Source organism: Microbacterium resistens NBRC 103078, assembly GCF_001552355.1.
Classification (GTDB): domain Bacteria; phylum Actinomycetota; class Actinomycetes; order Actinomycetales; family Microbacteriaceae; genus Microbacterium; species Microbacterium resistens.
In genome coordinates this window covers 1-23,453 of sequence record NZ_BCRA01000046.1, presented here as the reverse complement: position 1 = coordinate 23,453, position 23,453 = coordinate 1, and the positions used below count along the sequence as shown (strand labels likewise).

Annotated in this window: 16 protein-coding genes and 1 pseudogene; 15 read left to right on the top strand and 2 right to left on the bottom strand. The window is 71.4% G+C overall.

Going from position 1 to position 23,453, the window contains the following annotated elements; translation table 11 throughout:
- The first annotated feature begins 16 nt into the window (after positions 1–16).
- The 7 genes from MR1_RS08980 to MR1_RS08950 all read left to right on the top strand — a co-directional run bounded on the left by MR1_RS08980 (position 17) and on the right by MR1_RS08950 (position 9,559).
- Positions 17–2,716 (top strand): glycoside hydrolase family 38 N-terminal domain-containing protein, encoded by a 2,700-nt coding sequence (locus tag MR1_RS08980; protein WP_067245207.1) that lies wholly within the window; start codon positions 17–19, stop codon positions 2,714–2,716.
- Positions 2,717–2,756: 40 nt separating this feature from the next.
- The gene (iolC, locus tag MR1_RS08975; RefSeq protein ID WP_067245206.1) at positions 2,757–3,713 is read left to right on the top strand and encodes a 5-dehydro-2-deoxygluconokinase; all 957 of its coding nucleotides are present in this window, start codon (positions 2,757–2,759) and stop codon (positions 3,711–3,713) included.
- Positions 3,713–4,618 (top strand): Cgl0159 family (beta/alpha)8-fold protein, encoded by a 906-nt coding sequence (locus MR1_RS08970; protein ID WP_067245205.1) that lies wholly within the window; start codon positions 3,713–3,715, stop codon positions 4,616–4,618. Before iolC ends, MR1_RS08970 begins: the two co-directional genes overlap by 1 nt.
- A 46-nt stretch (positions 4,619–4,664) precedes the next feature.
- Positions 4,665–6,188, top strand: coding sequence for a CoA-acylating methylmalonate-semialdehyde dehydrogenase (locus MR1_RS08965; protein WP_067245203.1), 1,524 nt, complete (start codon positions 4,665–4,667; stop codon positions 6,186–6,188).
- A gap of 18 nt (positions 6,189–6,206) precedes the next feature.
- A complete protein-coding gene (iolB, locus tag MR1_RS08960; RefSeq protein WP_067245200.1) occupies positions 6,207–7,136 on the top strand; it encodes a 5-deoxy-glucuronate isomerase in 930 nt (309 codons plus the stop codon).
- Positions 7,118–9,028: a 3D-(3,5/4)-trihydroxycyclohexane-1,2-dione acylhydrolase (decyclizing) gene (iolD, locus tag MR1_RS08955; protein ID WP_067245198.1), complete on the top strand. Its 1,911-nt coding sequence runs from the start codon at positions 7,118–7,120 to the stop codon at positions 9,026–9,028. The genes iolB and iolD overlap by 19 nt, the downstream gene beginning before the upstream one ends.
- A gap of 219 nt (positions 9,029–9,247) precedes the next feature.
- Complete coding sequence (locus tag MR1_RS08950; protein WP_067245196.1) at positions 9,248–9,559, top strand: GIY-YIG nuclease family protein; 312 nt, start codon at positions 9,248–9,250, stop codon at positions 9,557–9,559.
- Between the two features lie 235 nt (positions 9,560–9,794).
- Here the strand turns inward: MR1_RS08950 and MR1_RS08945 are convergent, their stop codons facing one another.
- Together MR1_RS08945 and MR1_RS08940 are read right to left on the bottom strand one after the other, a co-directional pair.
- On the bottom strand, positions 9,795–11,126 hold the full coding sequence (locus MR1_RS08945) for a 6-phospho-beta-glucosidase (RefSeq protein ID WP_067245194.1): 1,332 nt from the start codon (positions 11,124–11,126) through the stop codon (positions 9,795–9,797).
- Complete coding sequence (locus MR1_RS08940; protein WP_067245192.1) at positions 11,123–11,872, bottom strand: DeoR/GlpR family DNA-binding transcription regulator; 750 nt, start codon at positions 11,870–11,872, stop codon at positions 11,123–11,125. Before MR1_RS08940 ends, MR1_RS08945 begins: the two co-directional genes overlap by 4 nt.
- Before the next feature lie 103 nt (positions 11,873–11,975).
- Here MR1_RS08940 and MR1_RS08935 point away from each other — a divergent pair, with 103 nt between their 5' ends.
- The 8 genes and pseudogenes from MR1_RS08935 to MR1_RS08905 form a co-directional block, all read left to right on the top strand.
- Positions 11,976–13,013 (top strand): carbohydrate kinase family protein, encoded by a 1,038-nt coding sequence (locus MR1_RS08935; RefSeq protein WP_067245190.1) that lies wholly within the window; start codon positions 11,976–11,978, stop codon positions 13,011–13,013.
- A gap of 41 nt (positions 13,014–13,054) precedes the next feature.
- Positions 13,055–14,413, top strand: a complete 1,359-nt coding sequence (locus tag MR1_RS08930; RefSeq protein ID WP_067245188.1) for an ABC transporter substrate-binding protein — start codon at positions 13,055–13,057, stop codon at positions 14,411–14,413.
- On the top strand, positions 14,406–15,323 hold the full coding sequence (locus MR1_RS08925; RefSeq protein WP_231819747.1) for a carbohydrate ABC transporter permease: 918 nt from the start codon (positions 14,406–14,408) through the stop codon (positions 15,321–15,323). Before MR1_RS08930 ends, MR1_RS08925 begins: the two co-directional genes overlap by 8 nt.
- A complete protein-coding gene (locus tag MR1_RS08920) occupies positions 15,320–16,138 on the top strand; it encodes a carbohydrate ABC transporter permease (RefSeq protein WP_067245186.1) in 819 nt (272 codons plus the stop codon). The genes MR1_RS08925 and MR1_RS08920 overlap by 4 nt, the downstream gene beginning before the upstream one ends.
- A gap of 174 nt (positions 16,139–16,312) precedes the next feature.
- Complete coding sequence (locus tag MR1_RS08915) at positions 16,313–19,597, top strand: sugar-binding protein (RefSeq protein ID WP_067245184.1); 3,285 nt, start codon at positions 16,313–16,315, stop codon at positions 19,595–19,597.
- 273 nt (positions 19,598–19,870) lie between these two features.
- Positions 19,871–21,121 carry a 23S rRNA (adenine(2503)-C(2))-methyltransferase RlmN gene (gene rlmN / locus MR1_RS08910; RefSeq protein WP_067245183.1) on the top strand — a complete coding sequence of 417 codons (1,251 nt, stop codon included), beginning with the start codon at positions 19,871–19,873 and terminating at the stop codon, positions 21,119–21,121.
- 331 nt (positions 21,122–21,452) lie between these two features.
- Positions 21,453–22,325 carry a hypothetical protein gene (locus MR1_RS19705; protein WP_157517982.1) on the top strand — a complete coding sequence of 291 codons (873 nt, stop codon included), beginning with the start codon at positions 21,453–21,455 and terminating at the stop codon, positions 22,323–22,325.
- Positions 22,326–23,182: 857 nt separating this feature from the next.
- Positions 23,183–23,453: pseudogene (locus tag MR1_RS08905) on the top strand (hypothetical protein); the annotation flags it as partial.

The following is a 23,453-nucleotide window of genomic DNA, read 5'->3' as shown; positions in this document are numbered from 1 at the left end:
AACCGGAGTCCCGTCCGTGAGCAGTGAGATCGTCGTCGTCCCGCACACCCACTGGGATCGGGAGTGGTACGAGCCGCACGACGTGTTCCGGCTGCGGTTGGTGCACATGCTGGACCGGCTGCTCGCGCTGCTGGAGGAGGAGCCCGCCTATCGGTTCACACTCGACGGGCAGGCGGCCGCGATCGAGGACTATCTGGAGATGCGGCCGGAGAACCGCGACCGGGTCGTCGCCCTGGTCGAGGAGGGGCGCCTGAGCCTCGGACCCTTCCTCATCCTGCTCGACGAGTTCGCGTGCGACGGGGAGACCATCGTGCGCAACCTCGAGCTCGGCCGTGCCGCCAGCGCGCGGCTCGGCGGGGCCATGCCCGTCGGGTATCTCCCCGACATGTTCGGGCACGCGGCGCAGATGCCCCAGATCCTGCGCGGCTTCGGGATCCGCCACGGCGCCCTCTGGCGCGGCGCGCCGGCCGCCGTGCGGGAGCACGCGTTCGCCTGGACCGCGCCGAACGGCGACGCCGTGCGCTGCGAGTACCTGTTCGACGGGTACGGGAACGGTCTGGACATGTTCGCGCTCGCGGGGCAGCTCGCCGACCTCGCCCCGGACTACGCGGCGCGCACCGCCTCCTGGTACGGGGACGACCCGGTCCTCGCCATGCTGGGGACCGACCACTCCGCTCCGCCCGAGGACCTCACCGAGGTCGTCGCCGCCTACGACGCGCTCGGCGGCGCACCGCGCATGTCGATCGCGACGCTCGACGAGCACCTGGCCCGATACGGCACCGACGACGCCGCACTCGATCGGCTTCCCGCGGTCCGCGGCGAGCTGCGCTCGCATGCGCGCGGCAACCTCCTCCCGGGAGTGTTCTCGATCCGCACCAACCTGAAGGCCGAGATGGGGCGGACCGAGCGCGCGCTCGCCGCCGCGGAACGACTGGACCTCGTCTTCGGCTCGCGCGACCACCGCCGGTTCTTCGACACCGCGTGGTATCGCCTCGTGGAGAGCACCGCGCACGACTCGGTGACCGGCTGCGGCGTCGACGCGACGGCCGAGCAGGTGGGCACGCGCATCCACACGGCCGGGCACATCGCACGCGGCGTGATCGACAGCGTGATGCGCGACCTCGCGCGGGGCGTCACCCCGGCGCAGCACCTCGTGTTCAACCCGGCGGGAGCCGCGCGGCGCACCCAGGTCGAGGTGACGCTGCACGACGCGGAGGCGCGGGAGCTCTCCGCCGGCGTGCAGCTGCTCGACCCCCTCCCCACCGTCCTCGGCGACGAGCGCCTGCGGACGGCCGACCTGCCGAAGATCCTCCGCCGCATCCACGGCCGGGAGCTGTTCGGGCAGCAGATCAACGGCTATGCGTGGGGTGCGTCGTCCCTGCGGTTCCGGGTGGCGGAGAGCCCGGAGGGCGTGTGGGACCTCGCGGCCTTCACCGCGGAGCTCGAGGAGCGCGTGGCGGCGGACCCCGAGGGGGAGGCGGTCTGGCACGTCGAGACCATCGCGGATCCTCGTCGGCGCGCCCTGCTCGCGGCCGATGTGCCCGGGCTCGGACTGGCGGCCGTGTCCGAGACCGCAGCGCCCGCCCCGACCGACCCCGTGCGGGTGACCGCGCGCAGCCTCGCCAACGCCGCGCTGACCGCGACCGTGGCGGACGACGGGACGGTGCGGATCGAGGCCGCGGACGGGACCGTCCTCGACGGCGCTCTGGCGATCGTCGACGACGGCGACCGCGGCGACTCCTACAACTACGGACCGGTCGCGGACGACGGTGGCGTCTCCTCGTCCGTGACGACGCCCCGGTCGGTGGAGATCGTCGTCCAGGAGGAGGGGCCGCTGCGGGGGCGCCTCCTCATCCGCCGTGCCTACGACGTTCCCGAGGGCCTCGACGAAAGCCGTCGCCGTTCCTCCGCGACCGTGCCGCTGGTCGTGGAGACGACGGTCGAGCTCCGCGAGGGCGAGCCGTTCCTGCGGGTCGGCGTCGACCACGTCAACACCGCCTCCGACCACCGCCTGAGGGTCCTCGTGCCGGTCGGCGGTGTGGATCTGGACGCCTCACGCAGCGCCGGGCAGTACGGCATCACCGCGCGCGGACGCGAGGCCGAGGGCGGATGGGGCGAGTACCCGCTGCCGACCTACCCGGCCTACCGATTCGCCGCGGCGGGCCGTGCAGCCGTGCTCGTCCGCAAGCTCACGGAGTACGAGCTGGTGTCCGCCCCGGGCGGCGACGACGCGCTGGCGCTCACCCTCTCCCGTTCCGTGGGGATGATGAGCGTCAACCTCCATCCGCTCCGCGACGAGCCGGCCGGGTCCGAGATCCCGGTCCCGGGCGCGCAGTACCTCGGTGTGGCCGTCCACACGGACCTCGCGATCCTGCCCTCGTCCGATGACGCCGCGATCGTCCGCGCCTCGGATCTGTTCCGGCACGACCCGATCGTCGTGCGGGGGACGGGCGAACGGGATCTGCCGCTTCCCGCGCCCGCCGTGGCGGGGGTGCTCGACGGCGACGTCGTGCTGGAGTCGGCGCGCCGCGTCGACGATCGGGCGGAGCTCCGGTTCGTGAACTACCTCGACGAGGAACGTGTCCTGGGCTTCGCCGCGCCGGGGGCATGGACGCGGACGGATCTGGACGGCCGGCCGGAGGGCGCGGTGGATCCGGGATCGCTGTCCGTGCCGGGCGGTCAGGTCGTCACGATCCGTCGCCGTCTCGACACCTAAGTGATAATGTAAGGACATATAAGCCGAGGAGAGGGGCGAGATGGCGCAGGACCGATCGATACCGGAGATCCTCACGATCGGACGCCTCGGCGTCGACCTGTACCCGCTGCAGGACGGCGTGGGACTGGCCGAGGTGACGAGCTTCGGGAAGTACCTCGGGGGAAGCGCCGCCAACGTCTCGGTCGCCGCCGCCCGGTACGGCCACGACGTCGCCCTGCTCTCCCGGGTGGGCGACGACCCCTTCGGCCGTTACCTCCAGGACGAGCTGGCGCGGCTCGGCGTGCGCAATGCGTTCGTGCCGACGGACCCGACGTACAAGACCCCGATCACCTTCTGCGAGATCTTCCCCCCGGACGACTTCCCGCTGTACTTCTACCGGGAGCCCACGGCGCCCGACCTGCAGATCGTTCCGGCCGACGTCGACCCGGAGGCCGTGCGCGGGGCGGCGCTGATGTGGTTCACGGCGACGGGACTCAGCGAGGAGCCGAGCAGGCAGACGCACATCGACCTGCTCGCACTGCGGGAGCGTCGCCGCCACACCGTCTTCGACCTCGACTACCGGCCCATGTTCTGGGCCGACGTGCAGGCGGCGCGGACCGAGATCCAGCGTGCGCTCGCCTTCGCCACCGTCGCGGTCGGCAACCGCGAGGAGTGCGAGGTCGCCGTCGGCGAGACGGAGCCCGAGCGGGCCGCGGACGCGCTGCTGGATCGCGGCGTGGAGCTCGCGATCGTCAAGCAGGGGCCGAAGGGCGTCCTCGCCAAGACCCGGACCGAGCGGATCGAGGTCCCGGCGACCGTCGTGGACGTCGTGAACGGACTCGGGGCGGGGGACGCCTTCGGCGGCGCGCTCTGCCATGGTCTGCTCGCCGGGTGGGACCTGGAGCGCACGCTCACGTATGCCAACGTCGCGGGCGGGATCGTGGCCGGGCGGCGGGAGTGCTCGACGGCCATGCCCACCGAGGCCGAGGTCGCCCGCATCGTGGAGGGGGAGCGCTGATGTCCGTGCTGACCGAGGAGGACTTCGCGCGGCTGCGGACCGTGCGCGCCGAGAGCCCGGGGGAGATCCCCGCGATCCTCGCTCGGCGCCGGCGGCGCGACGTCATCCGCGACGACGGACGGCTGTTCATCATCGCGGCCGACCATCCGGCGCGCGGCGCCCTCGCGGTCGGCTCCTCCCCGTACGCCATGGCGGACCGGTACGAGCTCCTCGAGCGTCTCGCGATCGCGCTCCGCCATCCCGGCGTGGACGGCGTGCTCGGGACCCCCGACGTCCTGGAGGACCTCGCCGTCCTCGGGCTGCTGGACGACAAGATCCTCGTCGGCTCGATGAACCGCGGCGGGCTCCGCGGCGCCTCCTTCGAGATGGACGACCGCTACACGGGATACGACGTCCCCGCGATGGTCGAGTCCGGCGTGGACTTCGCGAAGGCCCTGGTGCGCGTGGACCTGGACGATGCGGGCACCGCCGCCACCCTCGAGGCGACCGCCGCCGCGGTCTCCGCCGCCGCCCGCGCGGAGCTGCCGATCATGCTCGAGCCGTTCCTCAGCCGCCGCGTCGACGGGAGGGTGGCCAACGACCTCAGCCCCGAGGGGGTGATCCTCTCGATCGCCATCGCCTCGGGGCTCGGCGCGAGCAGCGCGCGGACGTGGATGAAGCTCCCCGTCGTCGAGGACATGGAACGGGTCGTCGCCGCGACCACGATGCCGGTGCTGCTGCTCGGCGGGGATGCGGGCGCGGATCCCGACGACACGTTCTCCTCGTGGGAGGACGCCCTCTCGCTCCCGGGGGTGCGCGGCCTGACCGTCGGACGCACCCTGCTGTATTCCGCCGACATCGACGTCGCGGCCGCGATCGACATCGCCGCCTCCCTCGTCCACCCCGGCCTCACCTCCGCGTCCTGACGACGGGACTCCCGCCGGACGCCCGACCCCCAGACAAGGACCATCGATGACCACCGACACCGCCGCGCCCCTCATCCCGCACTGGATCGACGGCGCGCCCCACGCCCCTGAGAACGGCCGCACCGCTCCCGTGCACAACCCCGCGACCGGAGCAGTGTCGGGCCGCGTCGCGCTGGCCGGGGAAGACGAGATCGCCGCCGCGATCGCCTCCGCCGAGCGCGGGTTCGCCGAGTGGAGCGGGTACTCGATCGCCAAGCGGCAGACGGTGATGTTCGCGTTCCGCGAGCTGCTGAACGCGCGCCGCGACGAGCTGGCCGCGCTCATCACCGCCGAGCACGGCAAGGTGCGCTCGGACGCGATGGGCGAGATCCTGCGCGGTCAGGAGGTGGTGGAGCTCGCCTGCGGGTTCCCGCACCTCACCAAGGGCGCCTACTCCGAGAACGCCTCCACCGGGGTCGACGTCTACACGCTCCGGCAGCCGCTCGGCGTCGTGGGCATCATCTCCCCGTTCAACTTCCCGGCCATGGTCCCGATGTGGTTCTTCCCCATCGCGATCGCCGCGGGCAACGCCGTCGTCCTGAAGCCCAGCGAGAAGGATCCCTCCGCCGCGCTGTGGCTGGCGGAGCTCTGGGCCGAGGCCGGGCTCCCGGCCGGGGTCTTCACCGTCCTCCAGGGCGACAAGGCCGCCGTGGACGGGCTGCTCACGAGCCCGGCCGTCGCGTCGATCTCGTTCGTCGGGTCCACCCCGATCGCCCAGTACATCTACGAGACCGCGTCCCGGCACGGCAAGCGCGTCCAGGCGCTCGGCGGCGCGAAGAACCACATGCTCGTGCTCCCCGACGCCGACCTCGACCTCGTCGCCGACCAGGCGGTGAACGCCGGATACGGCGCCGCGGGGGAGCGGTGCATGGCGATCTCCGTCGTGCTCGCCGTCGAGCCGGTCGCGGACGCGCTCATCGACCGGATCGCGGAGCGGATCGCCACCCTGCGCGTCGGGGACGGCGCCGGAGGCCCCGACGGCGAGCCCGACATGGGGCCGCTCATCACGCGCGAGCACCGGGACCGCGTGGCGTCCTTCGTCGACATCGCCGAGCAGGACGGCGCGCGGATCGTCGTGGACGGGCGGGACCTCCGCATCGACGGACGTGAGGACGGGTTCTGGTTCGGCCCCACCCTCATCGACGACCTCCCGACCACCTCCCGCGCCTACCAGGAGGAGATCTTCGGCCCGGTCCTCCAGGTCGTCCGCGTCGCCTCGTACCAGGAGGGCGTCGACCTCATCAACTCCGGGCGCTTCGGCAACGGCACCGCGATCTTCACCAACGACGGCGGCGCGGCCCGGCGGTTCCAGCACGAGGTCCAGGTGGGGATGATCGGGATCAACGTCCCGATCCCGGTCCCCGTGGCCTACCATTCCTTCGGCGGGTGGAAGGCGTCGCTGTTCGGCGACGCCAAGGCGTACGGCGTGCACGGGTTCGACTTCTTCACGCGGGAGAAGGCGATCACCAGCCGCTGGCTCGACCCCGCGACGCACGGCGGCATCGACCTCGGCTTCCCGCAGAACGGCTGAGCGAGTCAGGAGCACCGGATGAGCACGACCGACCCGCAGTGGGTCCACCCGCGCGGCACGCTGTCCCGGAACGGCTGGGAGAGCGTCGTCGATGAGACGCTCCCCGGATGGGAGCACACCGGTCTGCGCATCGGCGTGCTCGGCGGCGGCGGGCGGCTGACGCTCGGGGAGACGGGGGTCGAACGCCTGGTCGTGCCGCTCGCCGGTTCCTTCACCGTGGTGCATACGGAGGAGGGGCGCACCTCCGAGACGGCCCTCGACGGGCGGGCCTCCGTGTTCGACGGCCCCACCGACGTGCTCTACCTCTCGGCCGCGGCCACCGCGGAGATCACGGGAGCGGGCCGCGTGGCCGTGGCGTCGTCCCGGACGGAGGCGATCCATCCGACCCGCCGGATCCCGGCCGCGGACACCCCCGTCGAGCTGCGCGGTGCCGGCGCGTCCAGCCGTCAGGTGCACAACTTCGGGACGCCCCAGGCGCTGGAGGCCGAACGGCTCATCGTGTGCGAGGTGATCACCCCGGCCGGCAACTGGTCCTCGTATCCGCCGCACAAGCACGACGAGCACGTCCCCGGCCACGAGACGCGGCTGGAGGAGATCTACTACTTCGAGTCCGCGCCCGAGCGGGGCACCGTGCCGCGCCCCGCGGCCGACGCGTTCGGGACCTTCGCCACGTCCTCGTCCCCGGCGGGCGAGATCGAGGTGGACGCGCGCGTGCGCACGGGCGATGTGGTCCTCGTCCCCTACGGCTACCACGGCCCGGCCGCCGCCGCGCCGGGCTACGACCTCTACTACCTCAACGTGATGGCGGGGCCGGACCCGGACAGGGCGTGGCTCATCACGGACGACCCGGCGCACGCCTGGGTGCGGGAACAGTGGCAGGAGCAGGGCGTGGATCCGCGCCTGCCCTACACGGACGAAGGAGCACGCGGATGCAGACGAGGCGGATGACGGTCGCGCAGGGCCTGGTCGAGTTCCTGGCCCGCCAGTGGACCGTGGACGGGACGATCCGGGAGCGCACGATCCCCGGCGTCTTCGGCATCTTCGGCCACGGCAACGTCGCCGGGCTGGGACAGGCGCTGCACCAGGCGAACCTCGCCGAGCCCGACCTCATGCCGTACTACCAGGCCCGCAACGAGCAGGCCATGGTGCATCAGTCCGTCGGCTTCGCGCGCATGCACCGGCGGCGGGCCACGTTCGCGTCCGCCGCCTCGGTCGGCCCCGGCGCCACCAACATGCTCACCGGCGCGGCGTTGGCCACGACGAACCGGCTCCCCGCCCTGCTCCTGCCCAGCGACACCTTCGCCACCCGCGTCGCCGACCCGGTGCTGCAGCAGCTGGAGGTGCCGCGGGACACCGGGCTGACGGTCAACGACGCGTTCCGCCCGCTGTCGGCGTTCTTCGACCGGGTGCAGCGTCCGGAACAGCTGTTCTCCATCGCGCTCGCCGCGATGCGCACGCTCACCGACCCCGCCGAGACCGGGGCGGTGACCATCGCGCTCCCGGAGGACGTGCAGGCCGAGGCGCTGGACGTGCCCGAGGAGTTCCTCGCCGAGCGCGAGTGGCACCTGCGTCGCCCGCTTCCCGAGAAGGGTCCGCTGGAGCGTGCGGTCGCCGCGATCCGCTCCGCCCGGCGTCCGTTCGTGGTCGCGGGCGGCGGCGTGCTCTACTCCGGCGCCGAGGAGGCGCTGCGCGCCTTCGCCGAGGCCACGGGGATCCCGGTCGGCACGACGCAGGCGGGCGGCGGATCCCTGCCCTGGGACCACCCGCAGTACCTCGGCGGCGTCGGCGCGACGGGCAGCACCGCGGCGAACCGGATCGCCGCGGACGCAGACGTCGTCATCGGTATCGGCACGCGCTACAGCGACTTCACCACGGCGTCGCGCACGGCGTTCCAGAACCCCGACGCCGTGTTCGTGAACGTCAACGTCGCATCGTTCGACGCGTACAAGCACGGCTCGCGCCTGCCGATCGTCGCCGACGCCCGGGAAACCCTCGTGGCGCTGACCGAGGCGCTGGCGGGCCATCGGGTGGATCCGGGGCACGCGGATCGGGTCGCCGGAGAGAAGGCGCGCTGGGACGCGGCGGTCGACGCCGCGTTCGCCCCCTCCGGGCTCGCGCGCCCGGGGCAGCCCGAGGTCATCGGGGTGGTGCGCGGAGCGCTCGCGGACGAGGACGTGATCGTCCAGGCCGCCGGATCCCTGCCCGGGGATCTGCACAAGCTGTGGCGGGTGAGCGATCCCCTCGGCTACCACGTGGAGTACGCGTACTCGACCATGGGATACGAGATCGCCGGGGGCCTCGGCGCCAAGCGCGGCCTGCTCGCCGACGGCGACGCCCGCGACGTCGTCGTGATGGTGGGCGACGGCTCCTACCTCATGCTGAGCTCGGAGCTGGCGACCGCGGTGGCCGAGGGGATCAAGCTCATCGTCGTGCTCGTGCAGAATCACGGCTATGCCTCGATCGGGCACCTGTCGGAGACGATCGGCGCCGAGCGCTTCGGGACGAAGTACCGGGCCTACGATCCGCGGGCGCGGAACTTCCAGGGGGACGAGATCCTGCCGGTGGATCTCGCCATGAACGCCCGCAGCTACGGGATCGACGTGGTCGAGATCGCACCGTCGCCGTCGGCGGCGGACGATCTTCGCGCGGCGCTCGCCGCGGCGAAGGCGTCGGAGCGCTCGACGCTCATCCACATCGAGACGGATCCGACGATCTACGCCCCCGACGGGGAGGGCTGGTGGGACGTGCCCGTGGCGGAGGTCTCGGAGACCCCGTCGGCGCAGCGCGCCCGCGCCGAGTACGAGCAGCAGCGCACCGCCCAGCGCCCCCTCCTCGGCTGAGGCGTTTCGTCCCGCGCGGATCGGTGGTCCTCGGTCGTTGAGCGAGGAGCGCAGCGACGAGTCGAGACGTGGTGCCCTGGTTTCGCGGGGTGGGGGCGTTTCGTCTCGCTTCGCTCGCTCAACGGCCGGGGGTGTTCGGTCGTTGAGCGAGGAGCGCAGCGACGAGTCGAAACGTGGTGACCCGGCACAGATGTCCGGGACGGTGGGTAGCGTGCGGGCATGTCAGGGTTCACGTACATCCTCCGATGCGCGGACGGCACCTTTTACGTCGGCAGCACCACGGACCTCGATCGTCGTCTCGCTCAGCATGCGGCGGGGGAGGGCAGCGCGTACACCCGACGGCGGCTCCCCGTGGCGCTGGCATGGCACGAGCGATTCGAGAGGATCGACGAGGCCTTCGCGTGGGAGAAGCGCATCCAGGGGTGGGGGCACGCGAAGCGCGAGGCCTTCATGGCGGGAGGGATCGACGCGGTCCGGGGCTGGAGCGCCCGCGGCCGTCGGCGCACGGACGGACCCCACCCCGGTCGTTGAGCGAGGAGCGCAGCGACGAGACGAAACGCGGTGACCCGGGGCGTTTCGTCTCGCTCCGCTCGCTCAACGACCGGGGTGGTGTCCGGGGTAGCGCGTTTCGTCTCGCTCCGCTCGCTCAACGACCGGGGTGGTGTCCGGGGTAGCGCGTTTCGTCTCGCTCCGCTCGCTCAACGACCGGGGGTGGTGACCGGGGGCGTTCGTCTCGCTCCGATCGCTCGACGGCCGGGCGTGCGGGTCAGTGCAGGAGGTCGCCCAGGGACGGGAAGCCGGCGCGGTAGCCGTCCACGAGCCTCCGTGCCACGGAGACCGAGTCCACGAGCGGGTGGGCGGCGAACGCGCGCCATGCGAGCTCGCGGGACCCGCGCGTGGCCGCCTCGATCACGAGCTGCTCGGCGGACTTCACCTGGGTCATCAGGCCCAGCATGTCGCCGCGCACCGGGGCGATCGGCCACGGGTGCACGCCCTCGGCGTCCACGATGCAGCCCACCTCGACCACGGAGTCCTCGGGCAGCTGCGGCACGAGCGAGCCGTTGCGGACGTTGAGGATCATCGTCGCGGGGCGCCCCGTGGCGATCGCGGCCATGAGGTCCAGCGCCACCTGCTGGTAGCCCCCGGAGTCGACGTCCTCCTCATGGCGGCTCTCGCCTTCGGAGCGCGACTCGGCCATGTAGGTCGACTCACGGGCGTGCCGCACGCGCTGCCACTCCTCGAGCGGCTGCGCCGGCGGTGCGGCGAAGAACGCGGACTGCTGCTCGTCGAGGTACTCGCCGCGCGTCGCCGCGGCGCCACGGATCGAGGCGACCGCCTCGCGCGTGAAGTAGTAGTAGTACAGGTACTCGTTCGGCAGCGCCCCGATCGTGCGGACCCAGTCGAAGCCCATGAGACGGGCCTCCTCGATCGACTCCAGGGACGCGTCGGAGCCGAGCACGTCCGGGAGCACATCCCGCCCGTCGACGGAGACGGACCGGAGCCAGCCGAGGTGGTTGAGGCCGACGTAGTCGAACGTGATGTCCGACCCGGCCGATGCCCCGGAGGCGGCCACCGCCCGGCGCATGAGGCCGATCGGGGTGTCGCAGATCCCCACCACACGGTCTCCGAGCACCTGACGCATCGCCTCCGTGACGATGCCCGCGGGGTTCGTGAAGTTGATGACCCAGGCGTCCGGGGCCACGTCGCGGATGGTTCGGGCGAGCTCCGTCATGAACGGCACGGTCCGCAGGGCGTAGGCGAGGCCGCCGGGTCCGACGGTCTCCTGTCCGAGCACGCCGAGGTCCAGGGCCGTGCGCTCGTCCACGATCCGCCCGCGGGTGCCGCCGATGCGCACGGCGGAGAAGACGAAGTCCGCGCCGCGCATCGCCTCGACGACGTCCGTGGTCGTCGTGACCCGCGGCGCGGAGGGATAGGACGGAGCGAGCTCGTCGATGACGGCCCGGATGATGTCGAGGCGCTCCGGTGCCACGTCGTACAGGCACAGCTCGTCGATCCGGGTCGGTGCGCCGTCCGCGGCGACCGCCTCGAAGACCTGGGGCACGCGGAAGCCGCCGCCGCCGACGATCGTCAGCTTCATGCGAACACCACCTCGACGTCGCCCTCCTGGAGGGTCCGGACGGTCGGCGCCCCCGGATCCGCATCGGTCACCACCGCGTCCAGCGCCTCCGGGCCGCACACGCTGAGCAGTCCGACGCCCGGCAGCTTCGTCGCGTCTGCGAGGACGACGACGCGCTGGGAGGACTCGATCATGGCGCGCTTGATCGGCACCTCCATGCCCGTCGTGTCCATGATCGTGCCGTCGGCGCGGATGCCGCTCGTGCCGAGGAAGCAGACGGTCGCGCGGATCTGGGCGAGGGCCTGCTCGGTGAGCGCGCCGACCATGGAGTTGTAGTTCTTCCGCACCGCGCCGCCGAGGATGATGAGCTCGACGGCGTCGTCGTCACGCAGCTGGTCGACGGCGGCGAGGCTGGACGTCACCACGGTGATCCGCCGGCCGCGGAGCGCCCGGGCCAGCAGGGCGGTGGTCGTGCCGATGTCGAGGAGGACGATGTCGCCGTCGCGCACCATCTCCGCGGCCCGTGCCGCGATCCGCGCCTTCTCCTCGGGCTGCTGGTGCTGCACGTCGGCGAACGGCACGCGGTCGGACTCGATGCTGCCTCCGCCGCGCACCCGACGCAGCAGGCCGTCGGCGCTCAACGCGTTCAGATCGCGTCGGATCGTCGAGGCGGAGACGCCGAACTGGTCGGCGAGTTCTTCGACGGTCACCTGGCCGTCGGCGCGCAGGGAATCCAGGATGCGGGCCTGACGTGTGGTCGTGAGCATGCGGTGAGCATATCAGTCATGATTGAGCATCAATGTGCAGTAATGCGCAGTTGCGCGTATGATCTGACAAACCCTGATTTCGATGGCGAGGGAGGAGCACTCGGTGGACACCCGATTCCGGTGGGACGTGGGGCTTGCGGGCCCGGTCTTCCTCGATTACGGCTTCGCCTCGCTGGACGCGGCGCCGCAGGAGGGCACCGAGGTGTTCGCCGGCACGGCCGGGATCAGCCCGGGCGGCATCGCCACCCTCGCGGTGGCGGGCGCGCGCCTGGGGCTCCGCACCGCGCTCGCGGCGCCCTTCGGGACCGACGCCTTCTCCGCGTGGTGCTGGTCGGTCCTGCAGGACCAGGAGGGCGTGGACCTCTCCGCGTCCCGGCGCCTCGCCGAGCTCCCGATGCCCGTGACGGTCGCGATCGCCGACGGCGGCGACCGCAGCATGATCACCTACGCGCCCGGGCTGGACGACGCCGTGCGGGCGATCGGCGCCGCACCGGAGGCGAGGACCGTGATCGCGGACCTGAAGACCCTCGATCCGGCCGCGGCCGATCCCTGGTGGCGCCGTGCGGCCGCCGCGGGCACGCAGCTGTTCGTGGACATCGGCTGGGACTCCACGGAGCGCTGGCGGCAGGAGGACCTCGCACCGCTGGAGTCCTGCCACGCCTTCACCCCGAACGAGCGCGAGGCCATGGCCTACACCCGCACGGACGACCCGGTGTCGGCCGCGCGGGCGCTCGCCGAGCGGGTCCCCCTCGTGGTCGTCACGCGCGGCGGCGACGGAGTGGTCGCGATCGATGCGGCCTCCGGCGCCGAGGTCGTCGTCCCCGCCCTGCCCGTGCGCGTCCTCGATCCGACCGGCGCCGGCGACGTCTTCGCCGCCGCCCTCGTCCGTGCGGGCCTGCTCGGCCTGCCCCTGGCCGACCAGGCCGCGTTCGCGGTGCTCGCGAGCGGCATCGCCGTGACGCGCCGGGGCAGCGCGCTGTCCGCTCCGGGCTGGGCCGACATCGCCCGGTGGTGGCAGAACGTGCGCGGCTCGGACGACGAGGAGCTGCGCACCCGGTACGGCTTCCTCGACGACGCCATCCCGACCGGCCCCCATCCCGACCATCCGTCCGCACCCGAGTCCCTGCCGTCGCCTCGCTGAGGCCGGCGCCGCACGCAGCACCATCCACGAAAGGAATCCCGATGAAGCGACACATGCGCACCGTCGCCGCCGTCTCCGGCACCGCTCTCGTCCTCGCCCTGTCCGCCGCCTGCGCGCCGGGGGCCGGGGCGCCCGCGGGCGGATCGACGCCGAGCGGAGAGATCAGCACCGACGTCGCCGCCGCGGGCGACGTCACGCTCACCGTCTGGGACCAGGAGGTCCGCGGCGGGCAGAACGAGCAGATGGAGAAGCTCAACAAGGCGTTCGAGGAGAAGTACCCGAACGTCACGATCGACCGCAACTCCCAGGCGTTCGACGACCTCAACAAGACCCTGCGCCTCGCCCTCACCGGCGATGACGCCCCCGACGTGGTGCAGGCCAACAACGGTCGCAACACGATGGGCGCCTTCGTCAAGGGCGGCCAGCTCCGTGCACTCGACGACTACGCCGAGCTCTACGGCTGGAACGACCGGTTCGCCCCGTCCGTCCTGCAGTACTCCACGTACGGCGACGGCGCCGTCGAGTTCGGCACCGGCAGCGTCTACGGCCTGCCGCAGGTCGGTGAGATCGTAGGGGTCTTCTACTCCAAGTCGAGGCTCGCGCAGCTCGGCGTGGAGGTGCCGAAGGACTGGTCCGCGTTCGAGGACGCGCTGGTGAAGGCCCACGACGCGGGTCAGAAGCCGCTCGTGCTCGGCAACATCGACAAGTGGCCGGCGATCCACGTCTTCGGTCCGATCCAGGGTGAGCACGTCGACGCCGACACGATCCGGGACCTGGGCCTGGGCAACGAGGGCGCGGACTGGACCACGGACGACAACGTCGCCGCAGCCCAGCAGCTCGCGGACTGGTCGTCGAAGGGCTACTTCAACGACGGTCCCAACGGCACCGACTACGACGCCGCGTGGCAGGACTTCGGCAAGGGCCAGGGCCTCTTCCTGATCGGCGGGTCGTGGCTGGCCGCGGACCTCGAGGACGCCATGGGCGACGACGTGGGCTTCTTCGTCCCCGACACCTCGGCGGGAACGCCCGCGACGACCGGCGGCACCGGCCTTCCGTTCGGGATCACCTCGGCGGCGGAGAACACCGACGTCGCGGCGGCCTACATCGACTTCATCACGAGCGACGAGGCGATGAAGATCCTCGCCGAGACCGGGAACATGCCGGTCAACGGCACCGCCGATCTCGCACCGGCCTCGGGCGTGCAGGCGGACGTGTTCACCGAGTTCGGCCGTGTGACCGAGACCGGCGCCCTGCTGCCGTACCTCGACTACGCGACGCCGACCTTCAGCGACACCCTCGGCGACGCCCTGCAGGGGCTGATCGACGGGAAGCTCGACGCGAAGGCCTTCGTGGACGCCCTGCAGGCCGACTACGCGGAGTTCGTCTCGTCGAATGGCTGATGCGGTCATGACCGGCCGGGGCGCCCGACGGCGCCCCGGCCCCTCCGGCGGTTCCGGACCGCGGTGGCTGCCGTACGCGTTCCTCGCGCCGGCGCTGCTGCTGTACGGCGGATTCCTGCTCTTCCCGCTGGGGCGGGCGGTGCAGTTCTCCTTCTTCGAGTGGGACGGGCTGGGGGCCTCGACGTTCGTCGGATTCGACAACTACATCGAGATCGCCCGCAACGGACAGCTGCGCGACGCGTTCGCGCACGCCCTCGTGCTCATCGTGTTCTTCGCGATCATCCCGCTCGCGATCGGCCTCGTCCTCGCGGCGATCCTCACCCGCTCGAATGTGCGCGGGCTCGGGTTCTTCCGGACCGTCATCTTCCTCCCGCAGGTCATCGCGATGGTCGTCGTCGCCGTCACCTGGCGCCAGATCTACGCGCCGGACGGCCCGCTCAACCAGTTCCTGCGGGCGATCGGGCTGGGCGGGCTCACGCGCGCCTGGCTCGGCGACTACACGTGGACGCTGCCCGCCGTGGGCCTCATCGGCACGTGGGTGTCGACGGGCCTGGTCACGGTGCTCCTGATGGCGGGGATGAGCCGCGTTCCGCGCGAGCTCTACGAGGCCGCGCGCCTCGACGGCGCGGGGGCGGCGCGGGAGTTCTTCGCGATCACCCTCCCGTCGGTGCGCGGAGAGATCACGGTCGCGCTGACGCTGACGATCGTCGCGGCGCTGAAGACCTTCGACCTCGTCTACGTCACCACCCGCGGCGGACCCGGAACCTCGACGACCGTGCCGAGCTACGAGGTCTATCGCCGCGCGTTCGAGCTGGGAGAGGTCGGAGCGGCGGCGGCCGTCGGCGTCGTGCTCACCGTGATCGTGTTCGCGATCAACGCGGTGGTCAACATGATCGGGGAGAAGCGATGAGGGTCTCGGCGTTCGAACGCGTCGCCAACTACGTGGTGCTCGTCGTGTTCGCGCTCATCGTGCTGGGGCCGCTGGGCGTGATCCTGACGACCGCATTCGGCCCCCAGAGCGTCAGCGCGGCGCGGGAGGGAGGCCTGTTCCACCCGGAGAACTTCGCCGAGGCGTGGGAGGTCGGCCGGTTCGGGCAGTACATGCTCACGAGCGTGGCCGTCGCCGCGATCGTGGTGGTCGTCGCCGTGACGGCGTCGATCCTCGCCGGATACGCCCTGGGCACGATGCGCTTCCGCGGCGCGACGTTCTTCTTCTACCTGTTCCTGCTCGGGATCATGGTGCCGACGGAGGCGTTCATCGTGCCGCTGTTCTTCGACATGCGGGCGCTGGGGCTGGCGAACACCGTGCTGGGCGTCGCCCTCCCGCAGATCGCGATGTCGATCGCCTTCGGGACGTACTGGATGCGGACGTACTTCCGCACGTCGAGCCGGGCGATGATCGAGGCGGCGAGGCTGGACGGGGCCGGGAGCATGCGCATCCTCTGGCAGATCCTCGTGCCGATCGGGCGTCCGGCGATCCTGACGCTGGTGCTGCTGACCTTCATGTGGACGTGGAACGAGTTCCTCATCCCGCTGGTCATGTCGCCGAACGGCGCGGTCCGGACGGCGCCGCTGGGGCTCGCCTTCTTCCAGGGGCAGTACACCCAGGGGACGGCCCTGCTCGCGGCGGGAGCGGTGCTCGTGGCGCTGCCGGTCGTGGTGCTCTACATCTTCCTGCAGCGCCACTTCATCAAGGGGATGATCGAGGGCGCCGTCCGGGAGTGAGCGACGTCGTGCGACCGGGCGGCATCGGTGCCCGATGCCGCCCGGCGGCGTGCCTGCGTATTGATGAACGCTCTTGCGCGTAATTGCGCATTGGTGCTTGCTCTCTGCGCGAAACTCTCGCTAGGGTGACGGGCGATGACGGTGTCACCCGCGCCGTCGCCCCCTGGAGGAGAGATGAGACGCAAGCACATCGGCGTGCTGACGGCGCTGCTGACGATGGTCGGCCTCGCCCTGCCGACGGCCGCACAGGCGGCCGAGCCCCCGGCGCTGGAGGTGGGCGATCCCTCGATCGCCACCGAGACGGCGCGCGAGAAGATCGACGTGCTCGGGATCTGGGCACACCCCGACGACGACGCGGGGTTCACCACCCCGTGCGGCGTCTGGCAGGACCTGTACGACGTGCGCTGCGGCATCATCATGGCGACGCGCGGTGAGGGCGGATCCAACTCCGTCGGCCCCGAGGCGGGCCCCGACCTGGGGCTGCGCCGCGAGAACGAGGACCGGACCTCGCACGTCCGCTCCGGCACGGTCGACATCTTCAACCTCGACCGGGTCGACTTCTACTACAACACCTCGGCGCCGCTGACCGCGCAGGTGTGGGACGCGGAGGAGACGCTGCGCCGCACGGTGCGCATCATCCGCGAGACCCAGCCGGAGATCCTCGTCGGCTGGACGCCCTCTCTCGACGCCGGCCACGGCAACCACCAGTACGCGCAGGGCCGCATGGTCTGGGAGGCCGCCGCTGCGGCGGCGGACCCGTCGATGTTCCCGGAGCAGCTGGAGGGCGAGGGCGCCGTCGAGCCGTGGCAGGTGAAGCGGATCCTCTCGCAGGGCTGGTTCGCGGCCACCGGCGGCACCGGCGGCGTGGACGGCCCGGGCTGCAACGCCGGCTTCATCCCGGAGGAGGGCAGCACGCAGACCGTCGTCGGCACCTGGTCCGGCTACGACTCGCCCTACACCTGGGCCGAGGGCAACCTCGCCGGGCAGCCGGCCGGCTCGGCCAAGACCTGGGCGCAGGTCGGCGGCGAGGGCGCCCGCGCCCATCCGACGCAGGCGCGCGAGATGGTGAAGACCGTCGTGGACCCCACGTGCCAGCGTTTCGCGGTGGACTGGTCCGCCGTCCCGATGCAGCCGAACGGCAGCGCGGGCGCCGGCTCCGACGACGCGCCGCTGCACGGCGCCGTGGTCGCGGACCCGGGCGGCCTGCCGCTCGGATCCACCTTCACGATCGACGCCGAGGCCCACGTCGCCGCGGGCGAGCCGTTCTCGGTCACCGTGGGGATCCGCTCGGGCGCCGACGCGCTCGACGGCGGCGATGTGTCGCTGACCGTTCCGGACGGCTGGAGCGTGGACGGCCCCGTGTCGCTCGACGCGGTGCCCTCGGACGCGCCCGCGGAGGCGACCTTCACCGTGACCCCCGCAGCCGACGCCGTTCCGGGCCGGTTCCGCATCTCGGCGGACTTCGCCGGGGCAGGGGTCACCGCCTACAACGACACCCGCGTCGACCTCGTCCCGCCGGTGGACGGGCGCTTCGAGCGCACCGGCAACGGCGCGGAGTACGAGGAGTGGATGGACCGCACCGGTGCCTACATCGGCGGGCCCGCCGACGCCATCGCCGCCATCGGCGCGGGGGAGTCGAAGACGATCCCGGTCGTCGTCACGAACCGCAGCGCGGTGCCGCAGACTGCGACGGTCGCGCTGACGGCCCCGGCCGGATTCTCGCTCGACGCGGCCTCGAAGGACGTCCCGGCCGTCGCGCCCGGGGAGACCGCCACGGTGCCGTTCGTCCTCACCCACCTCGACCCCGCCGATCCGGGCGGGCGCGTCGAGGCGGTGACGGCGACGACGACCTCGGCGCTGGGCGCCTCCTCCGAGGACCTGTCGCTGCACGTCGTCCCCACGACGGTGATCCCGCAGCTCGCGGCGGCACCGGCGCTGGACGGCGCGCCCGACGACGTCTACACCGGGACCCCGCTGGATCTGGGAGCGGTGTGGGAGGGCGACGCGTGCGAGCCCGACGGCACGGACTGCGGAGCCGGCAGCACCGCCGTGCTCGGCTGGCACGACGACGCCCTCTACGCGCAGGTGCGCGTGGTGGACGACATCGCGAGCGCCGCGGCCACGCCGGACCGTTGCTTCGGGCACTGGCTCGTCGACTCGGTGGAGCTGCTGCTGGATCCGCGCGGGTCCTCCGTGGACACCTCGTCGACGTTCAAGCTCGGGATGTTCCCGTTCACGGACGACCCGGAGGGGACCAACGGCAACGGGCCGGACGGCGCATGCTGGTCGCGCGACGCGGACAACCACCAGGGCTTCTCGACCGGTCCCCTTGCGGACGAGGTCGAGGGCGGCCCGAACGCGCCCGGCGTGGAGGTCGCGGTGCGCGCGGCCCGCACCGCCGACGGGGCGTACGAGGGCGGCGCCTACGACGTCGAGGTGAAGATCCCGCTCGCGGATCTTCCCGCGGCGGTCGGTCCGACCAGCGCGGTCCCCACGGGGGACGCAGCGACCAACACGGTGGACCCGACCTACCTCGGGCTCAACGTCACGCCGTACGACTCCGACACGCAGGACTTCATCGGGCAGACGCGCACAGCCTGGTCGGCGTTCGGCTCGCAGCAGTCCGAGCCGTACCGATGGGGACACGCGTACCTCGACGGCTACACGCCGCCGTCGTCGCGTCCGATCGAGGCTCCGGCCGCGATCATCCCGCAGACCGCGCTGCAGGGCGTGGAGTCGCCGCAGACGGTGTTCCAGTCCGCGACTCGCGGCGGGACGATCTCGGGGCTGCAGCCGACCACGGCGCTGACGATGGGCGATGTGGCCTTCGACGCGGAGGGGGCGACGCTCTCCTACAGCGCGGAGGCCGCGGGCACCGCCCGGGTGTTCGTGTGGAAGGGGGACGCGCGCTTCGTGCCGGTGTGGACGTCGAGCTGCCCCGGTGACGAGTACGGCTTCGAGGCGTGCTCCGAAGAGGACGGCGCGGCGCCGCCGTGGTCCCCGGACATGGGCGGGCACCTCCTGGCGACCGCGACCGCCGAGGTGAACATCGGCGGGGGCAGCATCCGGATCCCGCTCGACGCCGAGACGCAGGCGGCGATGACCGAGGACGCCATGGTGCTCGTGTCGTTCGCGACCGCGGCGTCCGACGGTGCCCGGTCCGCGGTGAACGCGTGGATGTACCCGGTCGAGGTGGCCGACACCCCGACCCCCACTCCCACGCCGAGCCCGACCGAGCCCACGCCGACGCCGACGGACCCGCCGGAGCCGACGGATCCGCCGACGCCCGCGCCGACCGGCCCTCCGTCGGGTGACGCGGGTGCCGACGGCGGCGGAGCGCTGCCGGTGACCGGTCTCGACCCGTGGGGTCCTGCGCTCGGAGCGCTGCTGGGCCTCGTGGCCCTCGGCATCGGCACCGCCGCGGTGCTGCACCGGCGGAAGGTCCTGCGCGGGGAGTGATCCGCACGCGAGGGGCGGGGCGGCGTTTGTCGTCCCGCCCCTCGCCGTGTCCCCGTCTCGGTCGTCTCGGTCGTCGAGCGAGGAGCGCGGTGTCGAGTCGAAACGCTTCGGTCGCGGGGGCAGGCGTTTCGTCTCGCTGCGCTCGCTCAACGACCGGTGGTCGTCCCGGGTGTCGCTCGTTGAGCGAGGAGCGCAGCGACGAGTCGAAACGTCGTCCCCCGTCGCCGGAGCTGCCCCAGCGCTCTCCCACCCGCCACCGCGTACCCTGGAGGGATGACCGAGAACCCTGCGCCCGCGCGGCCCGAGCGCACGCCCGCCGCGCCGCAGGTGCGGCCGGCCACCGAGGGCTGGACCCAGAAGAAGGATGCCGGAGGGCGTCCGCTCCTGCAGTTCGCGAGCCCCAAGCGCGGCAAGCCTCCGGTGCACCTCGCCGACCTCACGCCCTCCGAGCGCGTGGAGAAGGCGAAGGAGCTGGGCCTTCCGGGCTTCCGGGCCAAGCAGCTGGCCACCCACTACTTCACGCACTACACGTCCGATCCCGCCGAGATGACGGATCTGCCCGCTGCCCAGCGGGCGGAGCTCGTCGGCGGGCTGCTGCCGAACCTGCTCACGGAGGTCCGCCGCCTGGAGACGGACCGCGGCGACACGATCAAGTTCCTCTGGCGCCTGCACGACGGCGCCCTCGTGGAGTCGGTCCTGATGCGGTACCCCGGCCGGATCACGCTGTGCGTGTCCAGCCAGGCCGGATGCGGCATGAACTGCCCGTTCTGCGCCACCGGTCAGGCCGGCCTCACCCGCAACATGTCCACGGCGGAGATCGTCGAGCAGATCGTCCGGGCGAACCGGGCGATCGCGCGGGGCGAGCTCGGCGGCAAGCGCGCGGACGATCGCTCCATGGAGCGGGTCAGCAACATCGTCTTCATGGGGATGGGCGAGCCGCTGGCGAACTACAAGCGCGTGATGGATGCCGTCCGCGTCATGGTGGCGCCTCAACCGGAGGGGCTCGGCATGAGCGCCCGCGGGATCACGGTGTCCACCGTCGGGCTCGTCCCGGCGATCCACAAGCTCGCCGACGAGGACATCCCGGTCACCTTCGCCCTGTCGCTGCACGCCCCGGACGACGAGCTGCGCGACGAGCTCATCCCGGTCAACTCCCGGTGGAAGGTCGACGAGGCGCTGGACGCCGCCCGAGGCTACTTCGACAAGACGGGCCGTCGAGTGTCGATCGAGTACGCGCTCATCAAGGACATGAACGACCACGCATGGCGGGCGGACCTCCTCGCGGAGAAGCTGAACGCGCGTGGTCGCGGCTGGGTGCACGTGAACCCGATCCCGCTGAACCCGACCCCTGGATCCATCTGGACCGCGTCCGAGAAGGACGTGCAGGACGAGTTCGTGCGTCGGCTCAACGACGCCGGGATCCCGACGACCCTCCGCGACACCCGCGGCAAGGAGATCGACGGCGCGTGCGGCCAGCTCGTCGCGACCACCGAGGACGAGGCCGCCGCCGAAGCCCTGGTCTGAGGCTCCCCCCGCCCGGCGCCTCGCGTCGTCCCTCGGCCCCGCTCGCCGCGTCCGCCCCGATCTGCACACGCGAACCCGATCTGCACACCGCAGCCACCGATCCCTGCCCGCGATAACGCCTGCGGATCGTGTGCTACTTGCGGGAGCAGGGCGGAGTGGCGCCGCCGCGAACCGGATCCGCGCGCACCCATGCGGCGACTATTGCAACTCCATGCGGACATTACCTCCGAAATACTGGGGATATTCCTTGTGGGCACCCTGGCATCGCTGTATCGTGCTTGGACGCTCACCTTCCTATGGTGACGCTCAATGGAACAATGAGGTTACTAGTGTGAATAACATTCAGAAGAAGAAGTTTGCCGGTCGAGCGGTCGCGGTCGCAGTGCTCGTCGTAGGAGCAACAATCACGGCCGCGCTCCCTGCATCCGCGGCAACGTTTATGTGGCTGGATGGCTCAGTTGCTCCCGACGGCAGGGAATACGTCGAGACGGCGGAGGCCGGGAACTTCTCCCGAACGGGACTTCGAGCAGAGATCCCCTCCGCTACATGGAAGACAACTGCGTGGTTCAACGGCTACTCGGTGTCCGGCAACGGATCTGCGGAAGTCAACGGCCCGAGGGGCTGGGGGACGACCAAAGCTTCGTTTGAGTTCTGGGACTATCATCCCGGCGACACCGTTCAGGCAAAGGCCTGGTTGCTCGATGCGAAGCTCAACGGTACGTCGAAGTCTTCACCACTCGGTTTGCTCGAGCAAGATTCACCGGATGGACCGCCGGTTCCGACGATCTCTGCCGCGGATCTTCGCGCTGGTGACGTCGAAGGCTTGACATTGACCTCATATGGTTCGATCGGTGCTGCCGAGCTCTGGACTGGTATCAACGAGGCGCGCTCGTGCGTCTATGTCGTCCACGGGGAGTATGCGTCGTCGAGTTGCGGATCTGCCGGGAGTGGGAGTTCGGGTGGTGTTTCCTTGCATGCCCTGAGTCCCGACGGTGAAAGCAGCCTTCAGGTTCTGTACTCACCGACGGGCGGCCTGGACCTCGAGACGACGACGGGCGCAGGGCTCACCTGGCTCTCCGACACCGTGGCCGTGAACTCCGCGAGCCCTGTCTCCGGTGCGGTTCGCATACCGGCAAGCGCAGAAGGCCGTTCGATCGTTGGTGCCGAAGAGATCATTATCCCTCTCTTGGAGGTGCCGGAATGAATCGTCAAGGGGGCGTGAAGTGAAATCCCATCGTTCAGATTTCGGGCAGATGCCGGGTGTCAACGACAGTCAGGTGGGCCCTTCTTTTCGCGAGCTGTCCGAAAAGGATTCGACACACCAGGGAATGATCTGGTCGTCGATCGGGGTCGGGACTCTTGTGCTCATTACGGGAATCTACTTCCTCGGAGATTGGTTGAACTGGTTCTAAGCTCTGACATATTCCGCGCCCCACGCCGAGAGGTTCCCCATTCCCGGGGCACCTCTCGGCGTCGTCTATTCGTTCCGCAGTGTTGACCTCACACCGCCGCCGATCCCACCGCGGATCGGGTCATCGTGCGCAGATCGGGCGCAGCCGGAGCCGGGGCTGCACCCCCGATTGAGCGGGACAGCGAGGGGATTCGACGCTGCCCGACGTGACTTTTCCCGTCCTGGGTGGGGCCGTACGCTGTCACAAGGAGATCGACGGCGCGTGCGGCCAGCTCGTCGCGACCACCGAGGACGAGGCCGCCGCCGAAGCCCTGGTCTGAGGCTCCCCCCCCGGCGCCTCGCGTCGTCCCTCGGCCCCGCTCGCCGCATCCGGCCCGATCTGCACACGCGAACCCGATCTGCACACCGCAGCTACCGATCCCTCCGCGGATCGGACGATCGTGTGCAGATCGGGCGCCCGCGGGGACAGTGAGCCGCAGCCATGTCGAGTGGTCAGTTTCTGTGGGTTCGCGGCGGTGGAACCCACAGAAACTGACCACTCGACGAGGGGGAGCGGGGCGGACGTGAGGGATGGGCGGAGGGGGCGGTCCACGGCTGGCGCACAGCGAGCGCCCACGGGTCTTCCAGGCGTCCTTTTCTATGGTGGAACGATGTCCTATTCCGCGCATCGCCCGGGGCGCCTCGATTCCCAGGGCCGTATCGCCCTCGACGCCTCCGCAGCCGACGGTGCTCCGACCCTCCCCGAGGAGCAGCTCGAGTTCGTGCGCGAGTACGTCCCCGCCGGATCCGAGAACGTGCCGCCCCGCCCGGCGGACCCCGTGAGTCCCGACGCGGAGACGGCCGTGCTCGCCGAGCCGCAACCTGCCGTCGCCGCGGAGCCTGCCGCGTCGGTGTCGCGAGCGGCAGACGAGCCGACCCCCG

Excerpts from the sequence above, each read along its gene's own strand:
- iolB (WP_067245200.1), top strand. The coding sequence starts at position 6,207 with ATGAGCACGACCGACCCGCAGTGGGTCCACCCGCGCGGCACGCTGTCC.
- MR1_RS08930 (WP_067245188.1), top strand. The coding sequence starts at position 13,055 with ATGAAGCGACACATGCGCACCGTCGCCGCCGTCTCCGGCACCGCTCTC.
- MR1_RS08940 (WP_067245192.1), bottom strand. The coding sequence starts at position 11,872 with ATGCTCACGACCACACGTCAGGCCCGCATCCTGGATTCCCTGCGCGCC.
- MR1_RS08965 (WP_067245203.1), top strand. The coding sequence starts at position 4,665 with ATGACCACCGACACCGCCGCGCCCCTCATCCCGCACTGGATCGACGGC.
- iolD (WP_067245198.1), top strand. The coding sequence starts at position 7,118 with ATGCAGACGAGGCGGATGACGGTCGCGCAGGGCCTGGTCGAGTTCCTG.
- MR1_RS08925 (WP_231819747.1), top strand. The coding sequence starts at position 14,406 with ATGGCTGATGCGGTCATGACCGGCCGGGGCGCCCGACGGCGCCCCGGC.
- MR1_RS08970 (WP_067245205.1), top strand. The coding sequence starts at position 3,713 with ATGTCCGTGCTGACCGAGGAGGACTTCGCGCGGCTGCGGACCGTGCGC.
- iolC (WP_067245206.1), top strand. The coding sequence starts at position 2,757 with ATGGCGCAGGACCGATCGATACCGGAGATCCTCACGATCGGACGCCTC.
- MR1_RS08920 (WP_067245186.1), top strand. The coding sequence starts at position 15,320 with ATGAGGGTCTCGGCGTTCGAACGCGTCGCCAACTACGTGGTGCTCGTC.
- MR1_RS08945 (WP_067245194.1), bottom strand. The coding sequence starts at position 11,126 with ATGAAGCTGACGATCGTCGGCGGCGGCGGCTTCCGCGTGCCCCAGGTC.
- MR1_RS08915 (WP_067245184.1), top strand. The coding sequence starts at position 16,313 with ATGAGACGCAAGCACATCGGCGTGCTGACGGCGCTGCTGACGATGGTC.
- MR1_RS08950 (WP_067245196.1), top strand. The coding sequence starts at position 9,248 with ATGTCAGGGTTCACGTACATCCTCCGATGCGCGGACGGCACCTTTTAC.
- rlmN (WP_067245183.1), top strand. The coding sequence starts at position 19,871 with ATGACCGAGAACCCTGCGCCCGCGCGGCCCGAGCGCACGCCCGCCGCG.